Source organism: Seonamhaeicola sp. ML3 (assembly GCF_023273855.1).
GTDB lineage: Bacteria > Bacteroidota > Bacteroidia > Flavobacteriales > Flavobacteriaceae > Seonamhaeicola.
In genome coordinates this window covers 2783389-2807690 of the sequence record NZ_CP096884.1, presented here as the reverse complement: position 1 = coordinate 2807690, position 24302 = coordinate 2783389, and the positions used below count along the sequence as shown (strand labels likewise).

At 35.1% G+C, this 24302-nt stretch carries 20 protein-coding genes; 2 read left to right on the top strand and 18 right to left on the bottom strand.

Going from position 1 to position 24302, the window contains the following annotated elements:
* Window positions 1–2: 2 nt before the first annotated feature.
* From M0214_RS12115 to M0214_RS12090, 6 genes are read right to left on the bottom strand one after another with little or no spacing between them, the layout of a single operon-like run.
* On the bottom strand, window positions 3–1148 hold the full coding sequence (locus M0214_RS12115) for a hypothetical protein (RefSeq protein WP_248722827.1): 1146 nt from the start codon (window positions 1146–1148) through the stop codon (window positions 3–5).
* 25 nt (window positions 1149–1173) lie between these two features.
* Window positions 1174–2199: a Gfo/Idh/MocA family protein gene (locus tag M0214_RS12110; RefSeq protein ID WP_248722826.1), complete on the bottom strand. Its 1026-nt coding sequence runs from the start codon at window positions 2197–2199 to the stop codon at window positions 1174–1176.
* A complete protein-coding gene (locus M0214_RS12105; RefSeq protein ID WP_248722825.1) occupies window positions 2189–3454 on the bottom strand; it encodes an MFS transporter in 1266 nt (421 codons plus the stop codon). Before M0214_RS12105 ends, M0214_RS12110 begins: the two co-directional genes overlap by 11 nt.
* Window position 3455: 1 nt before the next feature.
* Window positions 3456–4856 carry a four-carbon acid sugar kinase family protein gene (locus tag M0214_RS12100; protein ID WP_248722824.1) on the bottom strand — a complete coding sequence of 467 codons (1401 nt, stop codon included), beginning with the start codon at window positions 4854–4856 and terminating at the stop codon, window positions 3456–3458.
* Entirely contained in the window at window positions 4856–5491 is a 636-nt protein-coding gene (locus M0214_RS12095) for a cyclase family protein (protein WP_248722823.1), read from the bottom strand. Before M0214_RS12095 ends, M0214_RS12100 begins: the two co-directional genes overlap by 1 nt.
* A 5-nt stretch (window positions 5492–5496) precedes the next feature.
* A complete protein-coding gene (locus tag M0214_RS12090) occupies window positions 5497–6546 on the bottom strand; it encodes a tartrate dehydrogenase (protein WP_248722822.1) in 1050 nt (349 codons plus the stop codon).
* A gap of 184 nt (window positions 6547–6730) precedes the next feature.
* On the opposite strand from M0214_RS12090, the gene M0214_RS12085 reads away from it, so the two are divergent.
* Window positions 6731–7756, top strand: a complete 1026-nt coding sequence (locus M0214_RS12085) for a LacI family DNA-binding transcriptional regulator (RefSeq protein WP_248722821.1) — start codon at window positions 6731–6733, stop codon at window positions 7754–7756.
* A gap of 18 nt (window positions 7757–7774) precedes the next feature.
* On the opposite strand, the gene M0214_RS12080 is transcribed toward M0214_RS12085, so the two are convergent.
* From M0214_RS12080 to M0214_RS12035, 10 genes are all read right to left on the bottom strand, one after another.
* Window positions 7775–8068 (bottom strand): DUF2188 domain-containing protein, encoded by a 294-nt coding sequence (locus M0214_RS12080; protein ID WP_248722820.1) that lies wholly within the window; start codon window positions 8066–8068, stop codon window positions 7775–7777.
* A 19-nt stretch (window positions 8069–8087) separates the two neighbouring features.
* Window positions 8088–9500, bottom strand: a complete 1413-nt coding sequence (gene mnmE / locus M0214_RS12075) for a tRNA uridine-5-carboxymethylaminomethyl(34) synthesis GTPase MnmE (RefSeq protein ID WP_248722819.1) — start codon at window positions 9498–9500, stop codon at window positions 8088–8090.
* A complete protein-coding gene (locus M0214_RS12070; RefSeq protein WP_248724958.1) occupies window positions 9497–10327 on the bottom strand; it encodes a S1 RNA-binding domain-containing protein in 831 nt (276 codons plus the stop codon). The genes mnmE and M0214_RS12070 overlap by 4 nt, the downstream gene beginning before the upstream one ends.
* Before the next feature lie 297 nt (window positions 10328–10624).
* Entirely contained in the window at window positions 10625–10963 is a 339-nt protein-coding gene (locus M0214_RS12065) for a DUF2853 family protein (protein ID WP_248722818.1), read from the bottom strand.
* 98 nt (window positions 10964–11061) lie between these two features.
* Entirely contained in the window at window positions 11062–12816 is a 1755-nt protein-coding gene (menD, locus tag M0214_RS12060) for a 2-succinyl-5-enolpyruvyl-6-hydroxy-3-cyclohexene-1-carboxylic-acid synthase (protein WP_248722817.1), read from the bottom strand.
* A gap of 91 nt (window positions 12817–12907) precedes the next feature.
* Window positions 12908–14032 carry a chorismate-binding protein gene (locus M0214_RS12055; RefSeq protein ID WP_248722816.1) on the bottom strand — a complete coding sequence of 375 codons (1125 nt, stop codon included), beginning with the start codon at window positions 14030–14032 and terminating at the stop codon, window positions 12908–12910.
* A gap of 5 nt (window positions 14033–14037) precedes the next feature.
* Window positions 14038–14463, bottom strand: coding sequence for a PaaI family thioesterase (locus M0214_RS12050; RefSeq protein ID WP_248722815.1), 426 nt, complete (start codon window positions 14461–14463; stop codon window positions 14038–14040).
* 79 nt (window positions 14464–14542) lie between these two features.
* Complete coding sequence (locus tag M0214_RS12045) at window positions 14543–15184, bottom strand: DUF1080 domain-containing protein (RefSeq protein ID WP_248722814.1); 642 nt, start codon at window positions 15182–15184, stop codon at window positions 14543–14545.
* Window positions 15185–15325: 141 nt separating this feature from the next.
* Window positions 15326–18178 (bottom strand): discoidin domain-containing protein, encoded by a 2853-nt coding sequence (locus M0214_RS12040; RefSeq protein ID WP_248722813.1) that lies wholly within the window; start codon window positions 18176–18178, stop codon window positions 15326–15328.
* 854 nt (window positions 18179–19032) lie between these two features.
* Entirely contained in the window at window positions 19033–19980 is a 948-nt protein-coding gene (locus M0214_RS12035; RefSeq protein WP_248722812.1) for a nitronate monooxygenase family protein, read from the bottom strand.
* A gap of 163 nt (window positions 19981–20143) precedes the next feature.
* Here M0214_RS12035 and M0214_RS12030 point away from each other — a divergent pair, with 163 nt between their 5' ends.
* Window positions 20144–20641, top strand: coding sequence for a hypothetical protein (locus M0214_RS12030; RefSeq protein ID WP_248722811.1), 498 nt, complete (start codon window positions 20144–20146; stop codon window positions 20639–20641).
* Here the strand turns inward: M0214_RS12030 and M0214_RS12025 are convergent.
* Together M0214_RS12025 and M0214_RS12020 are read right to left on the bottom strand one after the other, a co-directional pair.
* On the bottom strand, window positions 20638–21858 hold the full coding sequence (locus tag M0214_RS12025; protein ID WP_248722810.1) for a class I SAM-dependent rRNA methyltransferase: 1221 nt from the start codon (window positions 21856–21858) through the stop codon (window positions 20638–20640). The genes M0214_RS12030 and M0214_RS12025 overlap by 4 nt on opposite strands.
* A 97-nt stretch (window positions 21859–21955) precedes the next feature.
* Window positions 21956–24301, bottom strand: coding sequence for a VWA domain-containing protein (locus tag M0214_RS12020; RefSeq protein WP_248722809.1), 2346 nt, complete (start codon window positions 24299–24301; stop codon window positions 21956–21958).
* Window position 24302 lies beyond the last annotated feature (1 nt).

Genomic DNA, 24302 nt, shown 5'->3' with positions numbered 1-24302 from the left:
CTTTAATTAGGAATAAAACTTTTATCTTTAGACAAAATCCATTTATCGAGTTCAAAACCATCTTCTCGCATAGAGAAAGAAACGATGTACTCCCCTTTTTCATCAAAAGCTAATGTAATCGTTTGTGGGTCGCCACAATGATTCTTAGGGACACGTTGTGCAGAAGACCAAGTCCACTTATGTTTTCCTTTACACAGTTGAATTCTTTGTCCGCTTTTTGGCCAAGTGCCGTTTACACCAACATGAATGCCGTTATCCTCAGGTCCTGTAGAAAATGCTCGTACCCAAACAAAATACGTTCCTGGATTATTAATCTTTACTTTGTAAGATACCATACCACCTATGCCTGGTGTTGGATAAAAGTTCTCGTGAACAATTAACTTATCATCATGTGTCACTCTAGTATCTGGAAGAGCCTTTAAATACGCTTTACCACTGGCCGTTTCGGTATGGTCATGCTCGTTCCCCATAGGTAAGGCTTCACCATGCTTATGTAATAAAAACTTTCTTGGACTTTCATTGTTAGTATTAAAATGAAAATCTTCGGCTTCAACAACAAGCAAGCCCTCCTTCTCTTCGAATGGATTTACTTGACTTAATTTATCTTTCAAATCGAAAACAACAGGTGTTAATTTCAATGATTTCCAGCGTCCTCTAGACCATGCAGTACCTCCTTTTTCAGGAATTTTACCATTGGTCACAGCTTTAGACGTTATTGTTATTTGATCTCCGGTTTTTAAAAAAACTTTTCCAATTTTTAAGGTAACCGCCATGAAAGATTCTGAAGTTTCTGGATTACCTAGAGATTTTAAAATTTTATTATTAACATAAAATTGATAAACAGATTCGCCATCATTTTCTGTGATTGTTTCAATTTCAGCAGAATAATATCCTGTTTTACCATTAAAAGTATGTGTTGCCCCTGCCCACTTATCTCTAAATTCAACATTAGCGGCATTAATAGCCAATGTACCTCGCTTTTTTTCTTGGTAATAACTTGCCTCTTGCGTAGTGTCAATTTTAAAATCTGTAATTCCGGAAAGTACCAAGATATCTGATATGTATGGTACTTGCTGCTTGGTTTCTTGAGCTTTTAAAAGTTGAAAACTTACACAAAAAACTAATAAGAGGTAATTAAAATGTTTCATTTAGAATATGGTTTAACAATAACGGTTATATGACAACAGGTGCATTAATCTCAGCAGATTTATAAACCGCTTCTTGAGCCTGTAAAGTCAATAAATAGTTCTCTCCACTGGTTTCAAAGGTCATGCCAGAATTCAGCTTATCTATAAAATCTCTTTGAAAAATATAGCAACAATCTCCTGCAAAGCCAATATCATTATGAGTATAATCATGCTTCTTTTCAGGTTCTCCTAACTTTTGAACCGTTATAGTACCATCTGAATACAATCTTATAGAACCTTGAGAACCATCTATTAGATATTCACCAAAAGTATAGCGCGACTTTTTAAAATTATTTTCGTTGTATCTATTAGCATCCCAAATGGCATGGGCATTATTTTCAAAATTTAAAACCATCAATCCAGAGTCTTCACCTTTTATCACCGGATTTAAACGCTTTAGAATGGCATAGGCACTTGTAACTTCCCCTGCATGACAACGGAATGTGTCTATAAAATGAACTCCTGTTTCGTAGATGAGTAGTTTTTTATAATCCCTAAAGTAAGGTTGTCTGGCTAAATAGGCATCTTCTCCCCAACCATCGCCCATTCTAGACCTAAAATTAAGGCTGAATAAGTTACCTATTTCATCTTGTTCTATAAGTTTTTTTATTTCCCTATGCCAAGGTTGAAATCTAAAATTTTCATGCACTACAAAACGCACCCCTTTAGAAGCTACATAATCTACAATTTTCTTGGACTCTTCGTAGGTGGGCGCTAAAGGTTTTTGACAAATAATGTGTACGCCGTTATCCGCCGCAAATTTACACATCTCAAAGTGTGTTTCTGGAGGTGTAATAATATCAACAAAATCGGGCTTTTCCTTAAGAATCATTTCCCTGTAATCTGTATAATGATTTTTCACACCATAGGGTTCCATGATTCCTTTGGCACGTTCCAAATTAGAATTACAAAGTGCTGTAATTTCAACTTCTGGAATTCGTGTCCAGGCTTCATATTGAAATTTACTAAAATAACCTGCCCCAATGGCAACGCCTTTTAATTTAGATGTCATCGTTCAACTTTTTATTCGGATTCATAAAAGACCAACAGAATATAGCAACCACACCTAATGCTGCTGCTATGTAAAAAAATGGGGCATCTGTACCTGTCCACTCACGTAAATACGGAAACGCTAAAGCTGTAGTAAAAGCGCCTAGATTACCAGCCATATTCATCATTCCAGATACTTTCCCGGAATTTTCCTCACCAATGTCCATACAAAAAGACCAGGAAGGACTTAGCGTCATATCGGCTCCAAAAATAGCTACTGTTAAACATAATACAGCACCTAAAGCCGTATCCATATATAAACTCGAAATAATGCCAATTACCACGAAAACAAACCCTATCGTTGCTGGATATTGTCTCGATTGTTTCCATTTTCCTTTTTTGTATATACTATCTACCATAAATCCAGATACCCAATTACCTACAGCACCTCCCAACAGAGGCAACATGGCATAGAATCCTGTAGTAACCAAACTTAGTCCATATTTAGCCTTTATGTAAGGGAACAACCATGTAAGCGTGAAAAAGAAAATAAAATTACTGCCTATATACTGAATCATGGCCAATATAACGTTCTTGGAAGTTAAAACCGTTTTCATAGGCAGGTTTCCACCTTCTTTCTCAACTTCTTGCTGACGATTTTTTACAATAAATTCTTTCTCAACATCAGATAATGCCTTGTGTTCTTCTGGTTTATTTCTAAAAAGTGTAAAAAACAACACAGCGAATATAATCCCTATAGCACCGAAGAAATAAAATATGTTTCTCCAACCCCAAGCATCTATTAAATAAGCTACTAATGGCAATGCAAAAGCAGCACCTAATCTTGACCCCGAAAAGTTTATACCCTGAAAAATACCGCGCTCTTTGGTTGGCACCCAAGAAAAAGCGGCCCTAGAAATGTTTGGAAAAGCACCGGCCTCACCGGCACCAAAAATAAATCTGAAAAACAACATTGATATATAATTCCAAGCTGCACCAGTTAGAGCTGTAAATATAGACCACAACACCATGATAGAGGTCATTACTTTTCTAACACCATACTTATCACCTAAAGACCCGCCAGGCACTTGAAACAAGGCGTAACCTAACGCAAAAGCACTGAGTACCCAACCCATTTCTATATCTGTAAGGTTTAAATCTGTTCCAATAGATTCTTTGGCAGAAGATATACAAACCCTATCTACATATAGCAAGAGGGTAATTAAAAAAGTTCCTAAAAAGAAACCGTATCTTTTTGAGGGGATGCGTTGGTTCATATTACATTAATTTAGTTATTACGTCTTTTAGTGTTTTGGTAGTTCCTACGTTGCCAGGAAAAACAATGTAAGGCAAATTAGGAAATTTAGTTTCGGTATCCATTTTCCAAACGGGAATACCTGGTTGTATTTGTCCGATGACTTTAGAACGGGTCATCTCTAAACCTTTAATTGCTAAGTCATGGGATGTAATACCGCCTTTGGCTATCAAGTATTTAGGCCTAACATATAGCCCATTAACAATAGATACCAAAGCATTTGAAATCGTAGCCGCAATGTTAATTGTTGAAGCTGTATCATCTCCTGTAACTAGTTTTCTACTAGTGAATACTATAGTGTCTTTTCCAGATTCGAGATTAGAATCAATTTGGTCAATAACACCTTTTAAATAGTTTTGGGATGCTTTTCCCAAAACTTGTTCAACATCAATTTCAAGTGTGGTGGTGGCATCAAATAATTGTAATGCCTCTTGAAGTTGTTCTGAAGATTTTTTTACATAAGACCCCACAATAGTTAATCCACCATGAGAAATAGGTGATGCTACTAAATCTTTGGAATCTAAAAGTCCTTTTGGTTCCAAACCAATATAGGATGGTACAAAAGAACTCGATGTTCTATATATTATTTGTTTACCTTGTTTTTCAGCTTTTAAAAGGGCGTTAGTGACTTTATCTAAATCTGAATAATTGATACTATTGAAAATACAGTAACCATTGGCTGGTAGCTCTAAAATATCTTCCGCGAGTTTATCAGTACTGCTTTCTCTAATATCGCTGAGAGAAAAAGAATTTACCTCTGATGCTTTAACAGCGCCTTTTGTTTTTTCCTCAATATAAGCTTTAAGGTTAGCATTGGTATATCCAAAAGAGTGGTCTTGAGCAAAAGGCGTTTCATTAACAGGAGTCAGAACATCTTCATCCTCAATATAATGGGTATCATTCAATGTTACGCGCTTACCTTCAAACATTACAGGAATAAAAACTGTAATGGCATTATTTAAGCCAAGACCATTTTTTAAAGTAGCAGGCTCTAAAGGGAAATGACCTCTTAAGGTAGAGTCACTTCGGCTAATAGTAGAATAATCTTTACCTACAATTTTTGAAGCCTGATAGATATTCTCTGCTATTTCCTTATATACTTTAGAAGTTTCCTCAACACTTAAACTTCTGGAGTTAGTCAGTATAAAAAAAACCGGGGAGTCCTTTAGTTCCGTCACTAAAGCCTCAACGCTCCAGCTTGTTAGCAAAGGAATACCATATACCGTTTGATTTCCCGTAGGGTCATCATCAATTACAATACAGGCTTTATTCAAATCTTTAAAAAGCCTATTGTTTAAGCTTCTGTAATCTGAATGTTCAACCTCTGGCAAATTTGCCAAAATACTGGATAAAGATATATGCATTAATATTTTTCTATAGCGATAACCCTAGCCGGAGCACCGTCGCCCCCACCAATTTTAAGCGGTAAGGCAATAAGTTCTACACAATTAGCGCTTAGTTTTTCTAAATTAGTCAATCCTTCGATGATAACCACGCCTTCTAATAAGATTTTATGGATTTTAGTCACTTCATCAATGTTATTAACATCGGCTACAGATGGTGGTTCAACACCAATCATCTTTACTTTGTTACCAATACACCAATGCGCTAATGCTTCGCTTATTCTTGGTAACTCATCTCTGTATTTGGGTTGATTTACATATTGAGACCAACCCGTTTTAAAAATCAAGCTGTCACCGGCAACATATTGCGATATTACTTCATCTGGAATATGCTCTGGGGTTATCAAACCTTTAGCACCTATATGGTTGGTATCGATTACCCAAGCTTTTCCAACAAAATCTGAAACAGGAATTTGATCTATGGTTTCATTTTTTACATCAAAATGAATGGGTGCATCCATATGTGTACCACAATGAGAGTAGAATGTTAGCGTACTAGCATTCCACCCATCATTTTCAATGGTTCTCGCAGTTTCCTTTGAGAACCCATTGAATTCATTTGTATAAGTTAATGTAAGATCAACAATGTTGCTCATGTAGCTTATAAGTTTTTAATCACTGCATCTGCAACATCAGTAGTACTGGCGTTTCCGCCTAAATCTACTGTTAAAACACCTTCAGAAGTACTTTTATCGATAGCTTCCATGATATTGTTAGCAGCTTCAACTTCTCCAATATGCTCTAACATAATTGCGGCAGACCAAATTTGTCCGTAAGGATTCGCTATGTTTTTCCCAGCGATATCTGGTGCAGATCCGTGAATAGGCTCAAACATAGAAGGAAATTCTTTTTCGGGATTAATGTTTCCACTACCACCTAAGCCAAGGCTTCCCATTACAGCTCCACCTAAATCACTTAAGATATCCCCAAAAAGGTTTGTAGTTAAGACCACATCGAAAATCTCTGGCTTTAATACGAACATAGCCGTAGAGTTATCGATATACATTTGCTCGTGTTCTACGTCTGGATATTCTTGTGCTACTTCTTTAATAACTCTATCCCAATAGGCTAAACTATTTATAAGTGTATTGGATTTAGTGATATGAGTTAATTTCTTCCTTCTTGTTCTCGCTAATTTAAACGCATAATGAGCTACACGCTCAATACCTTTTCTAGTGAATACACTAGTGTCAGTTCCCATACCATTTTCTTCATCTGGAAGGTATTGACCACCCATTTGCACAAACTCACCCTCTGTATTCTCTCTTACAATTACAAAATCGATATGTTTCTCTGATCGTAATGGCCTTTGCACACCAGGATAAGTTCTAACAGGTCTGTAATTCACATACTGATTAAAACCGGTACGCACCTTAAACGTATAATCTTTTGCCGGTAACGTATCATCTACCGCTGGAAGCCCAACAGAACCAAAGTAAACGGCATCAAAACTTTTTAATGTTTCAAGACCGCCTTCTGGCATGAATTCTTGATTTTTTAGATAATACCCAGCGCCCCAATCGAAAGATTCGGTATCAATTGAAAAACCGTGTTTTTCTGCTACTGCATTAATAACTCTTAACCCTTCTGGTACAATTTCATTTCCAATACCATCACCAGGTACAACTGCAATTTTGTAAGTTTTACTCATTAATCTAGATTTTCAAATTGCGCAATTATTTGCACAATTATAGTTGTTTTAATAAATTACAATGCAAATATAAGTTAAAATGATAAAAAATATTCCGTTATTTTATCTAAATACAAAATTATTTGCGCAAATTATTGCATTAGGTTTATTATATCATTAGTTTTGAGGTTTCTAAAACACCTTAATGAAAAAGAAAACCACACTACAAGATATTGCTACCGCATTAAATATATCTACTTCTACAGCATCTAGAGCTTTACAAGATAACCCTAGAATAAGTATCGGTGTTAGAAAAAAAGTTTTAGACCTTGCCAATGAGCTCAATTACTTTGATAAAAAATATCCCAATATCCCAATAACAAAAAAACTAAATGCTATTGGTGTTATTGTTCCCAAAATTGGTTACCACTTATATGCCCAAGCCATAAGTGGCATTGAGCTAGTTGCCGAAGAAAACGGTATGCATCTCATTATTTGTCAATCGAACGAATCGTATGAACGTGAAAAAAGTTTAACCCAGGAACTTTTAGATATTGGCGTTTCCGGACTGATAGTTTCTCTAGCAGGAACAACCAAGCAGTTTGATCACTTCTTACAATTAAAAAAGAAAAATGTACCACTTGTGTTTTTCAACAGACAATGTGACGAAGTAGAGACTGATAAAGTGGTTATAGATAATTTCAAGGCGTCGTATGATGCAACAGAACATTTATTATCCATTGGATGCAAAAATATTGCCTTTATAGGCGGACCGGAAATGTTGCAAATTAGTAACACAAGACTGGCTGGATACACAAAAGCTCTTGAAGATGCAAAGATTCCTATCGACCCTAAATTTGTCGCCTACTGCGATTTTAGCAAAGCGAGTAATTTAAGTGCTGCTCGTAAACTCTTATACTCACCTTCCCCACCAGATGGGATTATTGCGTTTAGTGACCAGGTAGCCATTTCGGCCATGCTAGCAGCTAAAGAACGTGGCCTTAATATCCCTGAAGACTTGGCTATTATTGGGTTTAACAACGAGCCCGTAGACGAATTACTGGACCCTTCGTTAACGAGCATAGACCAACCTGCCTATGTGATGGGCAAAGAAGCCGCTCAACTTATTTTTGAAAAGATAAATACCCCATCTAAAGACCATAGCCAAAAGATTCTAAAATCTGAACTGGTTATTCGAAACTCGACGAATAAGAATAAGGTTAAATTGTAGTATTAAAAATTAACTTAGTTAATCGTCTTTGTAGCTTATACGTTCTCTGATACCCCCTGAGGCTCTGTGAATTATTACATCAGCATCATAACGTTTAGCTATGGTTTTAGCTTTTCTTATGGCTGTGCTTTGTTTTTTGTGTTTTGAGGTAACGCGTTTATTACCTTCTCTACGAACTGCCCAGTCATCTTCATAAGGAACCACGTGTTGGTGCCAGGTGCGTTTTCGAGTCTTACTTCCATAACCTAATGCTTTGATGATGGCCTCAATTAGTTCTTGAATGATTTTTAAGGTATTGTTTTGCTTGGACATAATGCAGATAATAATTTATTTACTTTCCGATACAAAAGTTAGCAAAGATGTTACCCAATAAATCATCGCTTGTAATCTCACCGGTTATCTCACCGAAATGGTATAATGCCTGACGTATATCTATCGCCAGCAAATCACCTGACAATCCTGTTTCTAGACCATATTTTACTTTAGACACCTCTTCTAAAGCTTTTAACAAGGCATCATAATGTCTCGTATTAGTAACTATGGTATCATTGTTTTTTAGAACTCCTGTATTTACAAAACTCAAAAGTGTTTCCTTGAGTTGGTCTACTCCCTTTCCAGTTTTTGCTGATAATAATAGCGACTGTGACCCTTCAATTGTATTGAGGGCTACCTCTAATTCTGAAGATTGTTCCTGTGATAATTTATCAGACTTATTTGCAATAATCAACAAAGGTTTTTGAGGGTATTTGTTTTTAATCTTCTCAATCTCGACCTTGAGTATTTGAGATTTCTCAGAATTATCAGTAAAAACATCTGCTTCAAAAAGATATATCACTACTTGCGATTGTTCAATTTTTTCGAACGTTTTTTTAATACCAATACTTTCTACAACATCCTTGGTTTCTCTAATACCTGCTGTATCAATAAACCGAAAACCAATACCACCAATAGAAATTTCGTCTTCTATGGTATCTCGAGTCGTTCCTGCAATATCAGAAACTATAGCCCTTTCTTCATTAAGTAAAGCATTTAACAATGTAGACTTCCCAACATTGGGTTCACCAACAATAGCTACTGGAATACCATTTTTAATCACGTTCCCTACCGCAAAAGAATCTATTAACCCTTTTAAAACATGTGTGATTCTATCTATTAAATCCTTAAACTGAGTCCTATCTGCAAACTCTACATCTTCCTCGGCAAAATCTAATTCCAATTCTATTAACGAGGCGAAATTTAAAAGCTCCTCTCTTAGTTTAGCAATTTCGGTAGAAAAACCACCACGCATTTGTTGCATTGCTATTTGGTGAGATGCTTCGTTGTCGCTAGCAATTAAATCTGCCACGGCCTCTGCTTGACTTAAATCAAGCTTTCCATTTAAAAATGCACGTAAAGTGAACTCTCCCGCGGTAGCCATACGGCATCCCTTACGCAAAAACAATTGGATAATTTCCTGTTGAATATAACTGGAACCATGGCAAGATATCTCAACAACATGCTCGCCGGTGTATGAATTGGGGTTTTTAAATACGGATACCAAAACCTCATCGATGGTTCTTTCTCCATCCACGATATGGCCTAAATGAATGGTATGTGTGGCCTGTTCAAGCAGTTTTTTTTGACTCACAGATTTAAACTGAGCATCAGCAAGACGAATGGCATCTTTACCAGACAACCTTATAACAGCGATGGCCCCTGCACCAGATGGAGTTGCTAAAGCTACTATGGTATCTTGATTGATCATAACTTATAAATGCCATCTGGCTTTAAATCCACTTGTTTTTGTTTATATAAAGTCCCAATAGCTTTTTTAAAGCTCTTTTTACTCATTTGAAGCTGTTCTTTAATAGCTTCTGGATCCGATTTATCTGTTAGATTTATATACCCACTATTATCCTCAAGCTCTTCAAGTATTCGTTTTGCGTTAGGCTCTATGTTTCTATAACCAACTTGTCCTATAACGACATCTAATTTATTGCCTTCTCGAATCTTTTTTACGACCCCTTTAAACTTGTCCCCAACGTTGATATCGTTAAAGATAGTATCATTAAAAATTAAACCAGAATGTATTTTATTCACTATTACATTCCAACCCATATCCGATGGATGTGAGGCTATGATATCCACTTCATCAAATTGACCCACCTTTAATTCCTTGTTATCTAAAAACCTATTGGTTTTACTAGAAGCAACTAGCCTTTCGGTTTTTTCATCTAAATAACAATGCACTAAATACCAACCACCGGGTTTCATTTTAAATACTTGCTCTTTAAAAGGACAAAACAATTCTTTTACCAACCCCCAATCTAAAAATGCACCATATTCGGTAACCGCGCTGCATCTCAACAATGCAAAGTCTCCTAATGTAATATAGGGCTTATCTGTTGTTGCTACCAGCCGTTCTTCATTATCGAGGTAAACAAATACTTCGATTTTATCCCAAATTTTAAACGCATCTGGAACATACCTATTCGGAAGTAAAACTTCGTTGTTTTCTTCATCAACAAGATAGACGCCGTGGTCTGTTTCCCTAAGTATTTCTAAGGTATTTATTTGTCCTAACTTCATAATGCGGCAAAGGTAAAAAAACTTATCTCGCAAAGTCGCAAAGTAGTAAAGATATTGTATACAAGGTTCTCATTAACTATTTCCTTTTGTTTGTGGATTCCTGCCGTAGTTTATCTTGAGCGACAGTAGAAAGGCAGAAATGACAGAAAGAAAAGATTGTAACGGAAAGCCTGACCCGGTAGGGTAACCAGTCTGCGATACCACAGGTGGGCAGTCGCCCAAATAGTTACAAAGATTAATGCAAAGAAAAAGCGCTACAACATTGCAGCGCTCTTAATTTATTATAACGTCTTGTAGTTTTTAATAAACAGACTCTTTACCAAAGTGTTTAGTAAGTAAATAATAAACTACAGCTCTATATTTATTTCTGTTAGATTGTCCATATTGCTCCATTACAGCGGCAATAGCTCCATCTAAATCATCGCTTTCGCTAAGACCTAACTTTTTTATTAAAAAGTTGTTTTTTACTGTATCTAATTCTGATTGATCTGAACTTGAAACAGTTGATGCATCAGCATTGTAAATAGATGGCCCGCACCCAATAGTTACTTTTGTTAATAAATCCATGTCTGCCTCAACACCACATTTATCTTTTAAATCTGCAGCATATTTAGCAATTAATTCGTCACGTTTACTCATGATAAAATAATGTTTTAATGTTAGTAAAATACTTAAGTTGATAACTTTTTTAAAGATACTATATTTTAGACACAAGCAAACTTAAGTAAGTCACATTTTTATTTTATGAACTTAAAATAATCTAATAAAACCTCATCATTAAGATGTTTTGGGGTGAAAATTTCCAATAGTTTAGGTTTATCACCTTCAGAATAAAATGATTCTAACCCAGATTGCAACTTTAGTAGATTTGATGCAGTGATATATTCAAAACCAAACATGTTACACAAATGTTCTGCTGTTAAATTGTGGTTTGTTTCAAAAAAAGTATCGAAGTTCTCGGTATTCTTATGTCCGGGTAATATTCTGAAAATACCACCGCCCTGATTATTAATTACTATAATTCTGAAGTTTTTAGGAATGTATTTGTTCCAAAGGGCATTACTATCATAAAGAAAACTTAAGTCTCCAGAAATGAGGGTAGTTTGTTTTTTTGAAGCCACGGCACACCCTATAGCTGTTGATGTGCTACCATCAATACCACTTGTACCACGATTACAATAAACTTGTAGGGTCTTATTGATGTTGAATAATTGCACATAACGCACTGTTGAGCTGTTCCCTAATTGAAGAATGGTGTTATCTGGAATTGCCTTTAAAATAAAATCGAAAGCTTTAAAATCGGTAAACGCTATAGATTCCAAATAAGCTTTATGTTTAGTTCTACGTCTTTGTTTAACGGCTTCCCATACAGGCCTATAATTACTTGAAACAGCATGAGTTATGGAAAGTAGTTCCGTAAAAAAGTTATTGGGATGTGCTTCGATGAACTTGTTTAGAGCAAAAAAGGTGTCATTAGCTTTTTTGGTATCGATATGCCAATGTTGGTCAGGTTTATGTTTTCTTAAAAACGCCTTTATTTTTTTTGAAACGATAAGTCCCCCAAAGGTTAAAAGAATTTCTGGCTGTAAGGCTTGAAAATCTTCTTCCTTTAATGGCGCAATAAGTTTATCTATACTTGGAAAAAACCCATCATGGTTGATATTGGATGTTGTCTCTGTGAGCACAATAACGCTATCATCTTTCGCCAGAATATCGAGCCATTTTTGCTCAATTTGATTGGGTTGTTTTACCCCAACCAAAACCATCTTCCGTTTTGCCGCATTCCAATCTTTAACACAACTATCAATTATATCCAGCGCTATATCAACCTGTTTTTCTTTTAATGGAAAAATCACGGGATGAACCGATAGCTCACTTACTCTGTCATAAAGAGGCTCATCGAAAGGTACATTGAGATGAACCGGACCACTTTTTTGCAACGCTATATTTAGTGCCTTATTAATTTCATATTCATTAAACTCCTGAATAGATTGTTTCATTCCCAAAAGGGTTTCCACCTTGTTCTCTAAGGCTTTAAAGATTGGTAGTGCTTCACCTTCCAAACTTTCATCTTCTTTTAAATCCAATTTTAAATTGGCAGAATATAAAATATGGTTTTCAAAAACATTGGGCTGATTAATGGTTTGTCCATCACCAACACCTATTAGATGTTTTGGTCTATCGGCAGAAATAACGACCAACGGAATATCACTATAATAAGCCTCTGCAACTGCAGGATAATAGTTTAAAAGAGCACTGCCTGAGGTACAAACTACTGCAGTAGGTTCTTGTGTTTGCTGGGCAATACCCAAAGCAAAAAAAGCGGCACAACGCTCATCGACAATACTATAACTCTTAAAAAAACTATCATGAGAAAACCCAATAGTTAGGGGTGCATTACGGCTCCCTGGAGAGATAATTATATGTTTTATTCCTTTTGCTTTACAGAGCTGAACAACAGTTTGTGCTAATGGAATTTTGGGATAAATCATAAGCTTAATGACAGTATATTTGCAAAATTACGAAATCCGGCAGTATTAGATTTAAAATTCTAGGAGCAAATTATATAATGTCTCAGGAAAACTAAGGATACAAAACATTTTTTATGATTAGGGATTTCGCGACTGTTTCCTCCCACTCTTTTTCTGGAATAGAATTGTGTGTAATGCCCCCTCCAATGTAAATTATAGCTTCATCACCCTGTAATTGCATGCAGCGAAGATTCACATACAATTGGGTACTTTTTTTGGTTATCGAGTAAGCTCTGTTTTCAATATTACGCTTTGAAGATCTTGGTGCCATTTTAAAATCGTAATTCAACTCTCCCAAAAAACCAGTATAATAGGCCCGATGGTAGTTTTCGTGTTTAAGAATGAAGTTTTTAGCAGTTTGCTTAGGGTAACCACATACAGCTGGTGTAGGGTGAATTGTATTCAAGATCTCTTTTAATCTTGAAGTTGATTTTAATTGTGCCGAAATCATGGTCTTTAGGTGCAGTAAACTACCTGCTTTAACCGTGTTGGTGTTGGAAACCTTTATCTTTTCGGTTGTGTTTTTTAAACTCTCAACTATAAAATCGGTTACCACTTTTTGTTCTTGAATTTCTTTGTCTTCCCAATTTACGTCCAGCGTACCCTTATAGACTTGAGTTCCTGCCAATGCCATGATAGAAAATCGGTTAGCTTCAATTTTCAATAAAGTTTCTGGAGTAGCACCCAACCAAAGGCCAACTTTAGGGTGATACCAACAATACACGAAAGCCGAAGGATAGGTATTTAACAAGTTTTTGAAAATTGAAATAGGGTGAGTCTCTTTTAGTAAAATAGTTTCTTTTCGCGATAAAACAACCTTTTGAAAAGCACCTTCTTTAATAGCTTTTACTCCATTATTAACTAAATCAATATGCTGATTTTTGGCACTTATATCAGCTTTAGGATTCTTGGTTCTAGACTCTGATTTAGTTGGCTCAATAACATGATTATGTGAAATCTCCTTTGAGTCTTGTAAAGGTATCAAAACTGAATCCTCACGATCGTCGAAGGGTGAAAAAACGAATCCTTTTTCAGTAAACTCCTCTGTGATAATGAGTGTATCAGATTCTTGCAATAAACCCTTAACTTCTGTTGTGTTAGGTTTCTTGTAAATTACAAATGGTAATTGCGAACCATAGTGTTCAAAAACACTATTAAAAAAATCTGTCTTGGTCATACAAATTATTTGGTTCTGGGAAGTGAAACCGTTGTTAGTTTACAAAGCGAAATTAAATCGTCGGTATCGTTAGTGACTTTTATTTCGAATAATTGCGTGGTTCTACCCTTATGTATGAAAGTAGCTTTTGCATAAACAAAACCATCTTTTACACTTTTTAAATGATTGGCGGAAATCTCTATTCCGCGTACAAAAAAATTTTTGGTATCTAACAATAATTCTGCGGCAAAACTACCGCATGTTTCGGCCAAAGCTACGGTCGCACCACCATGTAAGACACCATCGGGTTGATGCACTTTTGGGGTAACTGGCATTTTCAATGTTAGAAAATCTGTTCCCAAGTCTATCAATTCGATATCCAATGTTTCGATTAAAGTATTTTTTGTGTGCGTTTTGAATTGCTCGATTATCGCTTCTTTAGTCAATTGCATGGGTAAAACCAGTTTAAATCTTTTTCTATGTAAAAATACGAAATGCCACCCTATTGAGAAGGCTATACCTCTGCAAAAATCAATCTAAGGATTCGACCCACAAATTTTTAAACTGAATCTTAGAGCCTTCAGCTTGTAAACCAATACTCCCCTTTATAACTGAACAATTAGTGGCAACATTTTGAAGTACACCATTTACAAATAATTCAATAGTATCATCTTTACAAACAATATCATAACTATTCCATTCGCCTGCTGGGTTTTCACTCGAATCTTTTAATTTTTGAATAAGTGGTTTATGTGCTTTTGTTGAGGTATAGGTGCTATCTGCCAGTGTTGCACTTCTTCCTACTCCGTGAACGATAAAATCTCCAGCATTTTCGTGTTTTAACTGTCCTTGATAATGTCCAACCCAAATTAAATCATCTCCAGTAGCATGAACAAAGACACCACTGTTGGTTGGTTTTTCTGGATAGCGCCACTCGACATGTAATTTGTAATTTGAAAATTCTTTGACTGTTCTTAGGTAACCTATCGGTTTTCCAACAGTTTCTATCATCCCGTTATTTACATAGAAAAATTCGGTTGGATTTATAGTAGAATCTTTTACAAAGATTGTCCAACCGGTTAAGTCTTTGCCATTAAATAAATCTTCTTTATTCGAGGTTTTACAAGAAAATAAAACTAAGCTAATAATTACGGTTGAAAAAAAAGTCTTCATAATTTAGTGGTGCTATTTTTGTTTAGTTGCTTCAATAAAATTTGTTAAATCTAATTCAATAAATCTTACTAAAAAAACATAACTAAAAGAAAAAAGGTTAGAATGAACTTCTAACCCTTTTTTACTTTTTATTACAATTAATTATTGTTTCATGAACTTTATGTCATGGCGCTCCCCTGTTTTATCGATTGCACTTAACACAAAGAAACCAGAGGCTTTGTCGAGTTTCATGATATTAATTTTTACAGGAGCTGAACTAACTTTAACATCGATGTTTTGCTCATATACCACCTTACCTAATAAATCATATATCTTAATCTGGTTTAATCCGAGCATGGTTTCTGGAAATCTCAAGTATAACGATTCGTTTACGGGATTAGGGTACAACGTAAACGCTTTAAAAGTATCTACTTCATTTCCCACTGCAGTTTCCGAAACCTTTTCTTTACTGGATTTTGAACTACTCCCCGGGCTATAACCAAAAAGAATGATCTCGTTAATGGCAGCAAAGGGACTATCTAACATACCAAATCTTAAGTATCTTGTTTCCACATCTACAGTATGTTCTTTCCAAACATTAAAACCGTTACAAGACTCTACGAATAGATTCGTCCAAGTACCATTGTCATCATATTCTACGTTAAAATCTTTAACATCATGCATATCGTGCATATAGATTTTTGTGAGATTATATGCTGTTTGCAAATCTATAGTGATATAATACGGTGCCATTGAATTATTATAATAGGGTTTCCATGTGTTACTTATGGCTCTATCATTAGCTACAGGGTCTAAAGTTTGTTCGTCAAATAAAAATTGAGCCGAGCTTACACTCCCACCGGAAACTAAATCTGTAACCATACTTGAGGTCACAACGATTTGTGAAGATTCTGGTTCTGGTTCTGGATCAGGCTCTTGTTCGGGTTCTGGAGCAAGAAGCGTCATGATAGGGTAACCGTTAAAAATAATTTCATTTATTGCCGCAAAAGGGCTTGATGGCATTTTTAAACGAATATACCTTGTATTTACATCAGTTTCATGTGTCTTCCATATATTGAAACTACCACAGGATTCTGTGAATAGTTCGGTCCAATTTTCACCATCGCCATATTCAACAACAAAGTCAAAAATAGCATGCATATCATGTAATTTTACTTCAGAGATATGGTAGTCTTGTCCAAAATCAATCAGCGCATAATACGGCCCTTCACTTGAATTCACATGGGGTTTCCACGATCCACTTGTTGGATGTTGATTAGCCTCTACATCTATATTCTGCTCATCAAACAGATTAGAAACCGGATAAACACTACCACCAGGGACCAAATCTGAATACATGGTTGAGTCAATAACTATTTGCTGAGATTCTTTAATAAGTGGGTATCCTTGAATCGTAACTTCATTTACTGCCGCAAAAACGTGGTCGTACATAGAAAAACGGATGTATCTGCTTTCAAAATCTGTGGCGTGGGTTTTCCATGTATTGAAATTTTCGAGCGAATCCACAAAAACAGTATTCCAGACTAAAGTTGAATCTAAATACTCTACCGTAAAGTTTCGTACATCATGCATATCGTGCAGATTAATTTCGGTGACTTTGTGTTCCTCTCCCAAATCTACAATAGCATGATATGAATCCTCATACATACCATAATCTGGTTTCCATGAATCACTCACAGCATGTTCATTAGCTTCTATATCCAGCCCCTGTTCATCGAACAAAAACAAAGGAGAACGCACACTACCGCCTTGTACTGAATCTATAACCATTTCAGGTGTTATTATGAGTTGTCTGGGTGTTGTAGCGGGATCATCATATTCCAACAATTCTGGACCACCAGGTGCTCCCATGTTTAAATACTCTGCAGCAGTTCCGGGTGCTAACGAGTAGTCGTTATTGGTTGGATCTGTAAATAGAATTTCAGATACCGTTGTTAAGGTGTTGTTATAGATAGTGTCATTATCAACACCTGTTTGGTCTAGATAAAATGTAATATTAGTATCGTACTTGTTTCCATGGGCAGTAAAATAATTAAGCTCGTTCATGTTCCTTATTATTTGGCCTCCACTAATAGACCTTAAATAATTATTTTGAAAATCTATTGGGGTTAGGGTATCTCCTAAAGGCCTGTTATCAATAAAAATACCTTGACTAGAAGCGATATAATTATTAGTGAAAGTACAATCGCCTTTTCCCATGCTAATAATCCCCCAAACAGGAGCATCCATTATAATGTTATTATATGCATTTACGACACTGTTAGTACCTATTTGCAAATTATTCATGTGGTAGATATCGCCATCTGTTCCAGCGTTTATCATTGTGTTGTTGTAAATCTCAACATCTTCGACCATATTGGCTATTTGTATAGATTCACGTTGCGTGTTACGAATAATATTGTTATAAATTTTAACGTGCTTGAATTCCATACCAGGAGATTTGGTCTCACCCAAATACATACCCTCTGATACATTCTCGATAAAACAATCATGAATAATCAAGTTTTTAAAAATTGGATATGGACTTGGTGGATTACCACCATAATCCTTCTTTGCCATGATACCAAAAAAACCATCATGACTTATTTTTAAGTTTTCAACCTCACAATCTGAACTCAATTCACTGAAAGCCAAACCACACTCAATAGCCTTTAATTCAAAACCGTACTTAAACCCAGGGTGTCCCGCCCCACTCACTTTGATGTATTTACAGTTTTCAAAGCTAAGCGCTCCCCATGTATTGGAAGGTACACCGTCAATCTTAACTTGTCCACCAGTGTTTATAACAACAATAGGATTTATGGAATCTCCTTCAATATTCTGAAACTTCAAAGGGAAAGTTCTGGTAGCAGATACAAATATGGTATCACCTCCAATGGGAGTTCTACCCAAAGTTTGTGAATTTACGTAATAATCGGCGCTTGCATCTAATGTTACATTCTGGTTTTGCGCATCGATTAAACCTGTAAAATAGAATAAAAATAGAATTGACATTAAAACTCTTGATTTGAAAAAAAGAGTCTTAAAAATTTTAACGACAAAATTCAGGTTGTAAAATAAAAAAAGTCGAGGGGCATGAGCGAAAATTGGTTGAGGTCTCATAATTACAGTGTTAGGATTAAAAAATATATGTTTATAATAATCTTACTAAAGCATGATGTAATCCCTCACTGTAAATGTAATCTATATAATTATGAAAAACCATACGTACTTGTACGTATTTATTCACAATAAAAGCGAGTTATGAACAGCATCCTTACAACTATATACCTGATAATTAGATTTAAAGGCTATATATTGTTTTATCGTCTTTATCGACGGGTACCGTCACAGTTATTGAAAGAAATTTTTTTCGAAAGAATATTGTCAATGATGCTTTACCATAGAAATAAAACACATGTGTTGTAATAAACAGAATCAAAATTTGTGCGTACATGATTAATTATGTATTCGTTAGTAAATAAACTTTTTGGATAATTAATTAATCTTTACAGAGGGAGGGAAATTTTAAAGGAAACCAAAATTTAAAATTGGTTAACACTTAAAACTTGTACGTAATTACAGATAATATTTAAGAGGCACTAAAAAGATCTTTAAATGCGCCATATATTCGTTGAGCAGAATTTAAGCTTCTATGAAATGCGATTATGTTTCGATGAATGGATTCTACAGAAATACAAAGGGTTTTGCGTCTGTATGCTTGTTAATACATATCTAAAATGCAAAAAAAGAGGAAAAGCTCCTATTGAATTATATTCTAAGCATGTGAATAAAGAATACTATAAGATAAAGAATGTGGTAAACCTATTATCAGGTGTTTGATAGGTGGTATTTAAGTTAATACCCGTTTAAGAGATGAGTCGCTTAACTATTTCAGATGTTGGAAGAATTTCTTTGGTATGCTCTATACTTGGTCCTGCTACCCAAACTGTTTTATATGTAGCCTTAGTAGCTGCGTTTTTGGTAGCATTCATACCTATTGAAAAACGAATCATTTTTACCCACTTCTTTAACTTCCTGTTTTTGTTTAGGAGATTTTCAATCCAAGTGGCCTTAGTTCCTATTTTTTTAACGTAAGGCGTGTTAATTACAGTACATGGAGTACCAGATATACGCTCTGTCATTACAATGTCTTCTGCACCATAATCTACACAAGCCTGTTTATACTCTTGGGTAACATTAGCTTCTATGGAGGCTATAAAAGGACTTCCTACAGAAACACCTGCAGCACCATAACTTAGCATATTTTCAACATCTTGCTTACACCCTACTCCTCCTGCAGATATTACAGGAATGTTACAATTTTTAACCAAATTGGTTATAAGTTCTTGAGGAGAAATATTACCTCGATGACCACCTGCTTCATTGTTAACAGCTATTATAGCGTCTGCACCTAGTAATTCCACTTTTTTAGCAAATTTTAAATCTACTACATCACAAAACACTTTTATGCCCACTTTATGAGCCTGTTTTATGGTTTCTTCTGGACTTCCCAAAGAGGTTATAATAAAATCGCAGCCTTCTTCACAAAGTACCTCTAACTGGCCTTTGTATTTAATATTAGACTTATTTACAATTAAATTAAACCCAAACGCACCACCTTCAACTTTAGAAGATTTTAAAACTCTTATGGCCAAACGTAATTCATCTAGTGTTCTGTAATTAAGAGCAGGTATACATCCGGCAATACCACTTTTCATGGCTTCTTCTACCATTGGCACATTAGATACCAAAAACATGGGCGCTTGGATAATAGGATGGTTTATGTTTAAAATATCTGTAAGTAGCTTTGCCATTTATATTGTGATTTTTACAAATATAAAAAATATTATGCACGCATAACAATATTGACCATTGATTATCATGTCACAGTATAATAAATTGATTTTATGACTTTTATCATTCTTTTTATTATGCACGCATAGTTATTTTTGATAAAATTATTTTAAAACCAATGTCATGAAAATTCCATTTACGCTTATTGTACTATTTTTAACTTACCTTACAACAGCTCAAACTATTGAACTACCTAATACGATAATCTCAATTAATTCTGATTATTATGCTTCTGTATCAGATGAAAACCATCCACAAATAATTAAAAAATTAGAAGCAGAAATCTTAAACTATAATTTTAAAGTGCTAAAAGATGAATTTGACAATCCTAAAGACATCTATCAAGTTACGTTTAAACTAAAACAAGGAAAGATTGAAGCTTTTTTTAATAGTAAAGGTAAAATTGTAAAAACTATTGAGCAGTATTATGATGTGAGGTTGCCAATGGATGTAATGAGTGCTATCTCCAATCAATATCCTAATTGGGCTATTGTTGAAGACCTTTGCTTAATTAAATACCATTGCGATACAGATATTGTAAAAAAAGAGTACCAAATTAAAATTAAAAACCTTGATCAGGTTCTCACTCTAAAAGCGAATCAAAACGGTACGTTTATTTAATCTTTAAATCGATAATAAGCACATTTTAAATAGGCGCCTTCTGGAAAGCCAACAGGGTGGTCTATATCGTGTTCAGTCTTTAGTATGTTACTAAACTGTCGTTTTTGAGCGGTTAAAACCTGTTTGTTAATGTCGAAAAAAGACTCGGCTTTAACTCTCGAAGAACACGATGCTAAAACTAACAATCCGTTTTTAGAGGTTAGCTTAACACCTAATTCTGCGAGTTGTGCATATTTCTTTTTGGCCAATGTAATTTCCGATTGCTGTTTTGCAAAACTCGGGGGATCTATAACAACAACATCAAATTGTTTATTAGCCTTTATTAACTTATTAAGCTCTTTAAAGGCATCTCCAGCGATAGTAAAATGTTTTCCCTTGTAATTGTTTCGTTTGCCATTTTCCAAGGCAATATCAAGAGCTTGTTTACTTATATCTAAACTGGTTACTTCTTTTGCTCCATTAAATAATGCATGAACCGAAAAACCTCCAGCATAAGAGAACACATCTAAAACTGTTTTGTTTTTACTAAACTCACCTACTTGTTTTCTATTATGCCTATGGTCTAAGAAGTAACCCGTTTTATGTCCTTTAATAACGTTTGCTGAAAACTTTACATGGTGTTCTACAAATTCAACCACTTCATTCTTTAAAGTACCAAAGACAACTTCACCGTCTAGGAATTGATGATTTTTAGATTGCTGAATTGTTCTACTCAATCTTAAAACAATGGTATTGACTTGCGAAACTTCCTGTAATCCTTTTAAAATGATATCAAAATAGGGTAACCAAATTTCGGAATATAACTTAACTACCAAAACATCACTGTAAACATCGGCTATTAAACCAGGAAATCCATCATTCTCTCCAAAAAGTAATCGATAACTATTAGTATTTGTTTTTAAAAGTGGCTTACGCTTATCAAAAGCTATTTCAATGCGTTTTAAAAAGAAAGATGCATTGATTTCAGCTGAAGCATAATGAATCATTTTTATTCTTATGGGAGAATCTGCATCATACAATCCAAGACCAATGACCTTATTTTTTCGCTTACCAAATATAATTGCCAAATCTCCTGTTTTTGCATTATCGCTAATCTTTTCTATACTATTGGAAAAGACCCAAGGGTGCTTGTTTAAAACTGACTTTTCGCCTTTAGCACTTAGTTTTACTGCAAGTCGTTTGGGTTGATATGAACTCTTAATCTGTTTGGTAAACAATGGTTATCGATATACTTTAAAAGCGCAATTTACGAACAATAGCTTTCCTAAAACACAAAAAGAGCGACATTTTACATCGCTCTTTTTGTTCTAAAGCTTATAAGTTTTGGTAAGAAGACACCAACCTAATAAACTCTACTCTATAACCTTGTTTATCTTCACCACGGCCTTTATTGGCTAAAGCAATAACATCTTCGATTTTAGAGTTGTTATGATACTTAGATTGTCTAAGCTGCATGCCAAATAGCGCCACTGCCGATGCAAAATTTAAATCTGATGTTGGTTCGGACACCTCATCCTTTTGCACATGTACCATTTCAATACTCTTTTGTTGGTCTGGTTTCTTATATCTAAACTTTACGGTAAAAAGTTCATTAGAAAAGTTATCTGATACTGCTGCTTTGGTATATTTTAGGTCTGTAACAGCTTTAATATAATCGGTTTTAACACCTTGGGGAATAACTTCGTACAAGGCTGTAACGGTATGTCCACTCCCTAATTCGCCAGCATCTTTTTTGTCATCGACAAAATCTTCATCGTTTAACATTCTATTTTCATAACCTATTAATCGATAAGCCTTAACCTTATTAGGATTAAACTCTATTTGAATTTTTACATCTTTAGCTATGGTGTATAATGTCCCTCCAAATTCTTTTCCAAAAACTTTTTGTGCCTCCTGCATGGTATCTATATAAGCATGATTACCGTTTCCTTTATCTGCTAAAGTCTCAAGTTTAGAATCTTTATAATTACCATATCCAAAGCCCAAAACCGACAAAAACACACCAGATTTTCGTTTTTCCTCAATTAATTTTTCCATAGCTTTATCACTGGAGTCCCCCACGTTAAAATCGCCATCTGTAGCTAGAATCACTCTATTATTACCGTTCTTCTTAAAGTTTTGCTCTGCTAGTTTATAAGCTAAGGTTATACCAGCACCACCAGCCGTAGAACCTCCAGCTTCAAGATTATCTAAAGCCTCTATGATTTTCGATTTGTTACTCCCCGAAGTTGGCTCCAGCACAACACCCGCTGCACCTGCATAGACAACTATAGACACTTTGTCTTTTTCTCTGAGTTGATTTACTAATAACTTGAAAGCCGACTTTAATAGTGGTAATTTATTACTAGCTCCCATAGACCCAGAGACATCAATTAAGAACGTTAAATTAGAAGGAGGTAAATCTGCACTTTCGAAAGTTTTTCCCTGAAGACCAATTTTTACAATTTTTGTTTGATTATGCCAAGGGGTTTTACAAACTTCTGTGTTGATAGAAAACGGATGATTCCCTTTGGGCTGTGGATAGTTATAATTAAAGTAGTTAACCATTTCTTCAATTTTCACCGCATCGGGTTCTACTGGCATACCATTGTTAATCATTCGTCTAACATTACTATATGAAGCCTTATCTACATCTATTGAAAACGTTGATAATGGCGCTCTTAAAGTACTTTCAAAACTATTTTCTTCAATAATGGCATAGGTATCATCATTATATAAGTTAAAATTTCCCTGCTTTGTATTGATTACAACACAACCGTTCTTAGCAACAGCTCCAAACTTTTTCTTGGCTTCTTTTCCCCTATACGATTTTTTATTTAGTATATCACTTTCACTTAACCCTTCTACAACATGGTTGTTTTCCTTTTTTATAGGGCTGCCATCTACAATGTACAAAGGCTGTTTTTGAACTTTTGCATAATTAGAGTTTGTCGAAATAATAATAACGCCATTAGCACCTTTACTACCATAGATATGAGAAGCCTTGGCATCTTTAAGCACACTTACGTTGCTAATATCATTTACGTTAAGATTATTTAAGGTATCATGGCTAACTGTAATACCATCTACAATAACTAAGGGTGATTTTGTGTTTGAAAACGTTGACATACCTCTGATGTAAATTTTACCATTCTGTTGGTTTAATTCTTCAGAATTTGAAACCGCTATACCTGTAACTTTACCTCCCAAAGGCTTAGATAAAGAAGACGACTGCAATTGGTTTGCAATACTATTGTGATATGCATTTGTATTTTGCTTTCTTCGCCTTGATTTAGATATCGATTCGGCTTGAATAGAGGTTACCGCCCCCACCACAGAGGACTTCCTTTGTACACCATAACCAACAACAACAACTTCGTCTAGAGTTTGCAAGTCAGGTTCCAGCACAACATCTATTGTAGCAGTCGTTCCAACCTGAACCTCTTTTGTTTTAAACCCAATATAGCTAAAGACTAAAACGTCTTTTTCGTTAACCTTGAGCTCATATTCACCATCAAAATCGGTTGTAGCTCCAGTTGTATTACCTTTGACAATTATAGTTACGCCAGGTATAGGAGTATTCGTTTGATATTCGGTTACTGTTCCTTTAACAAATTTTTCTTGAGCTTGAATTTGTACTAAGGCGCAAAAGACCCAAAAAAGTGTGGATAGTTGTTTCATA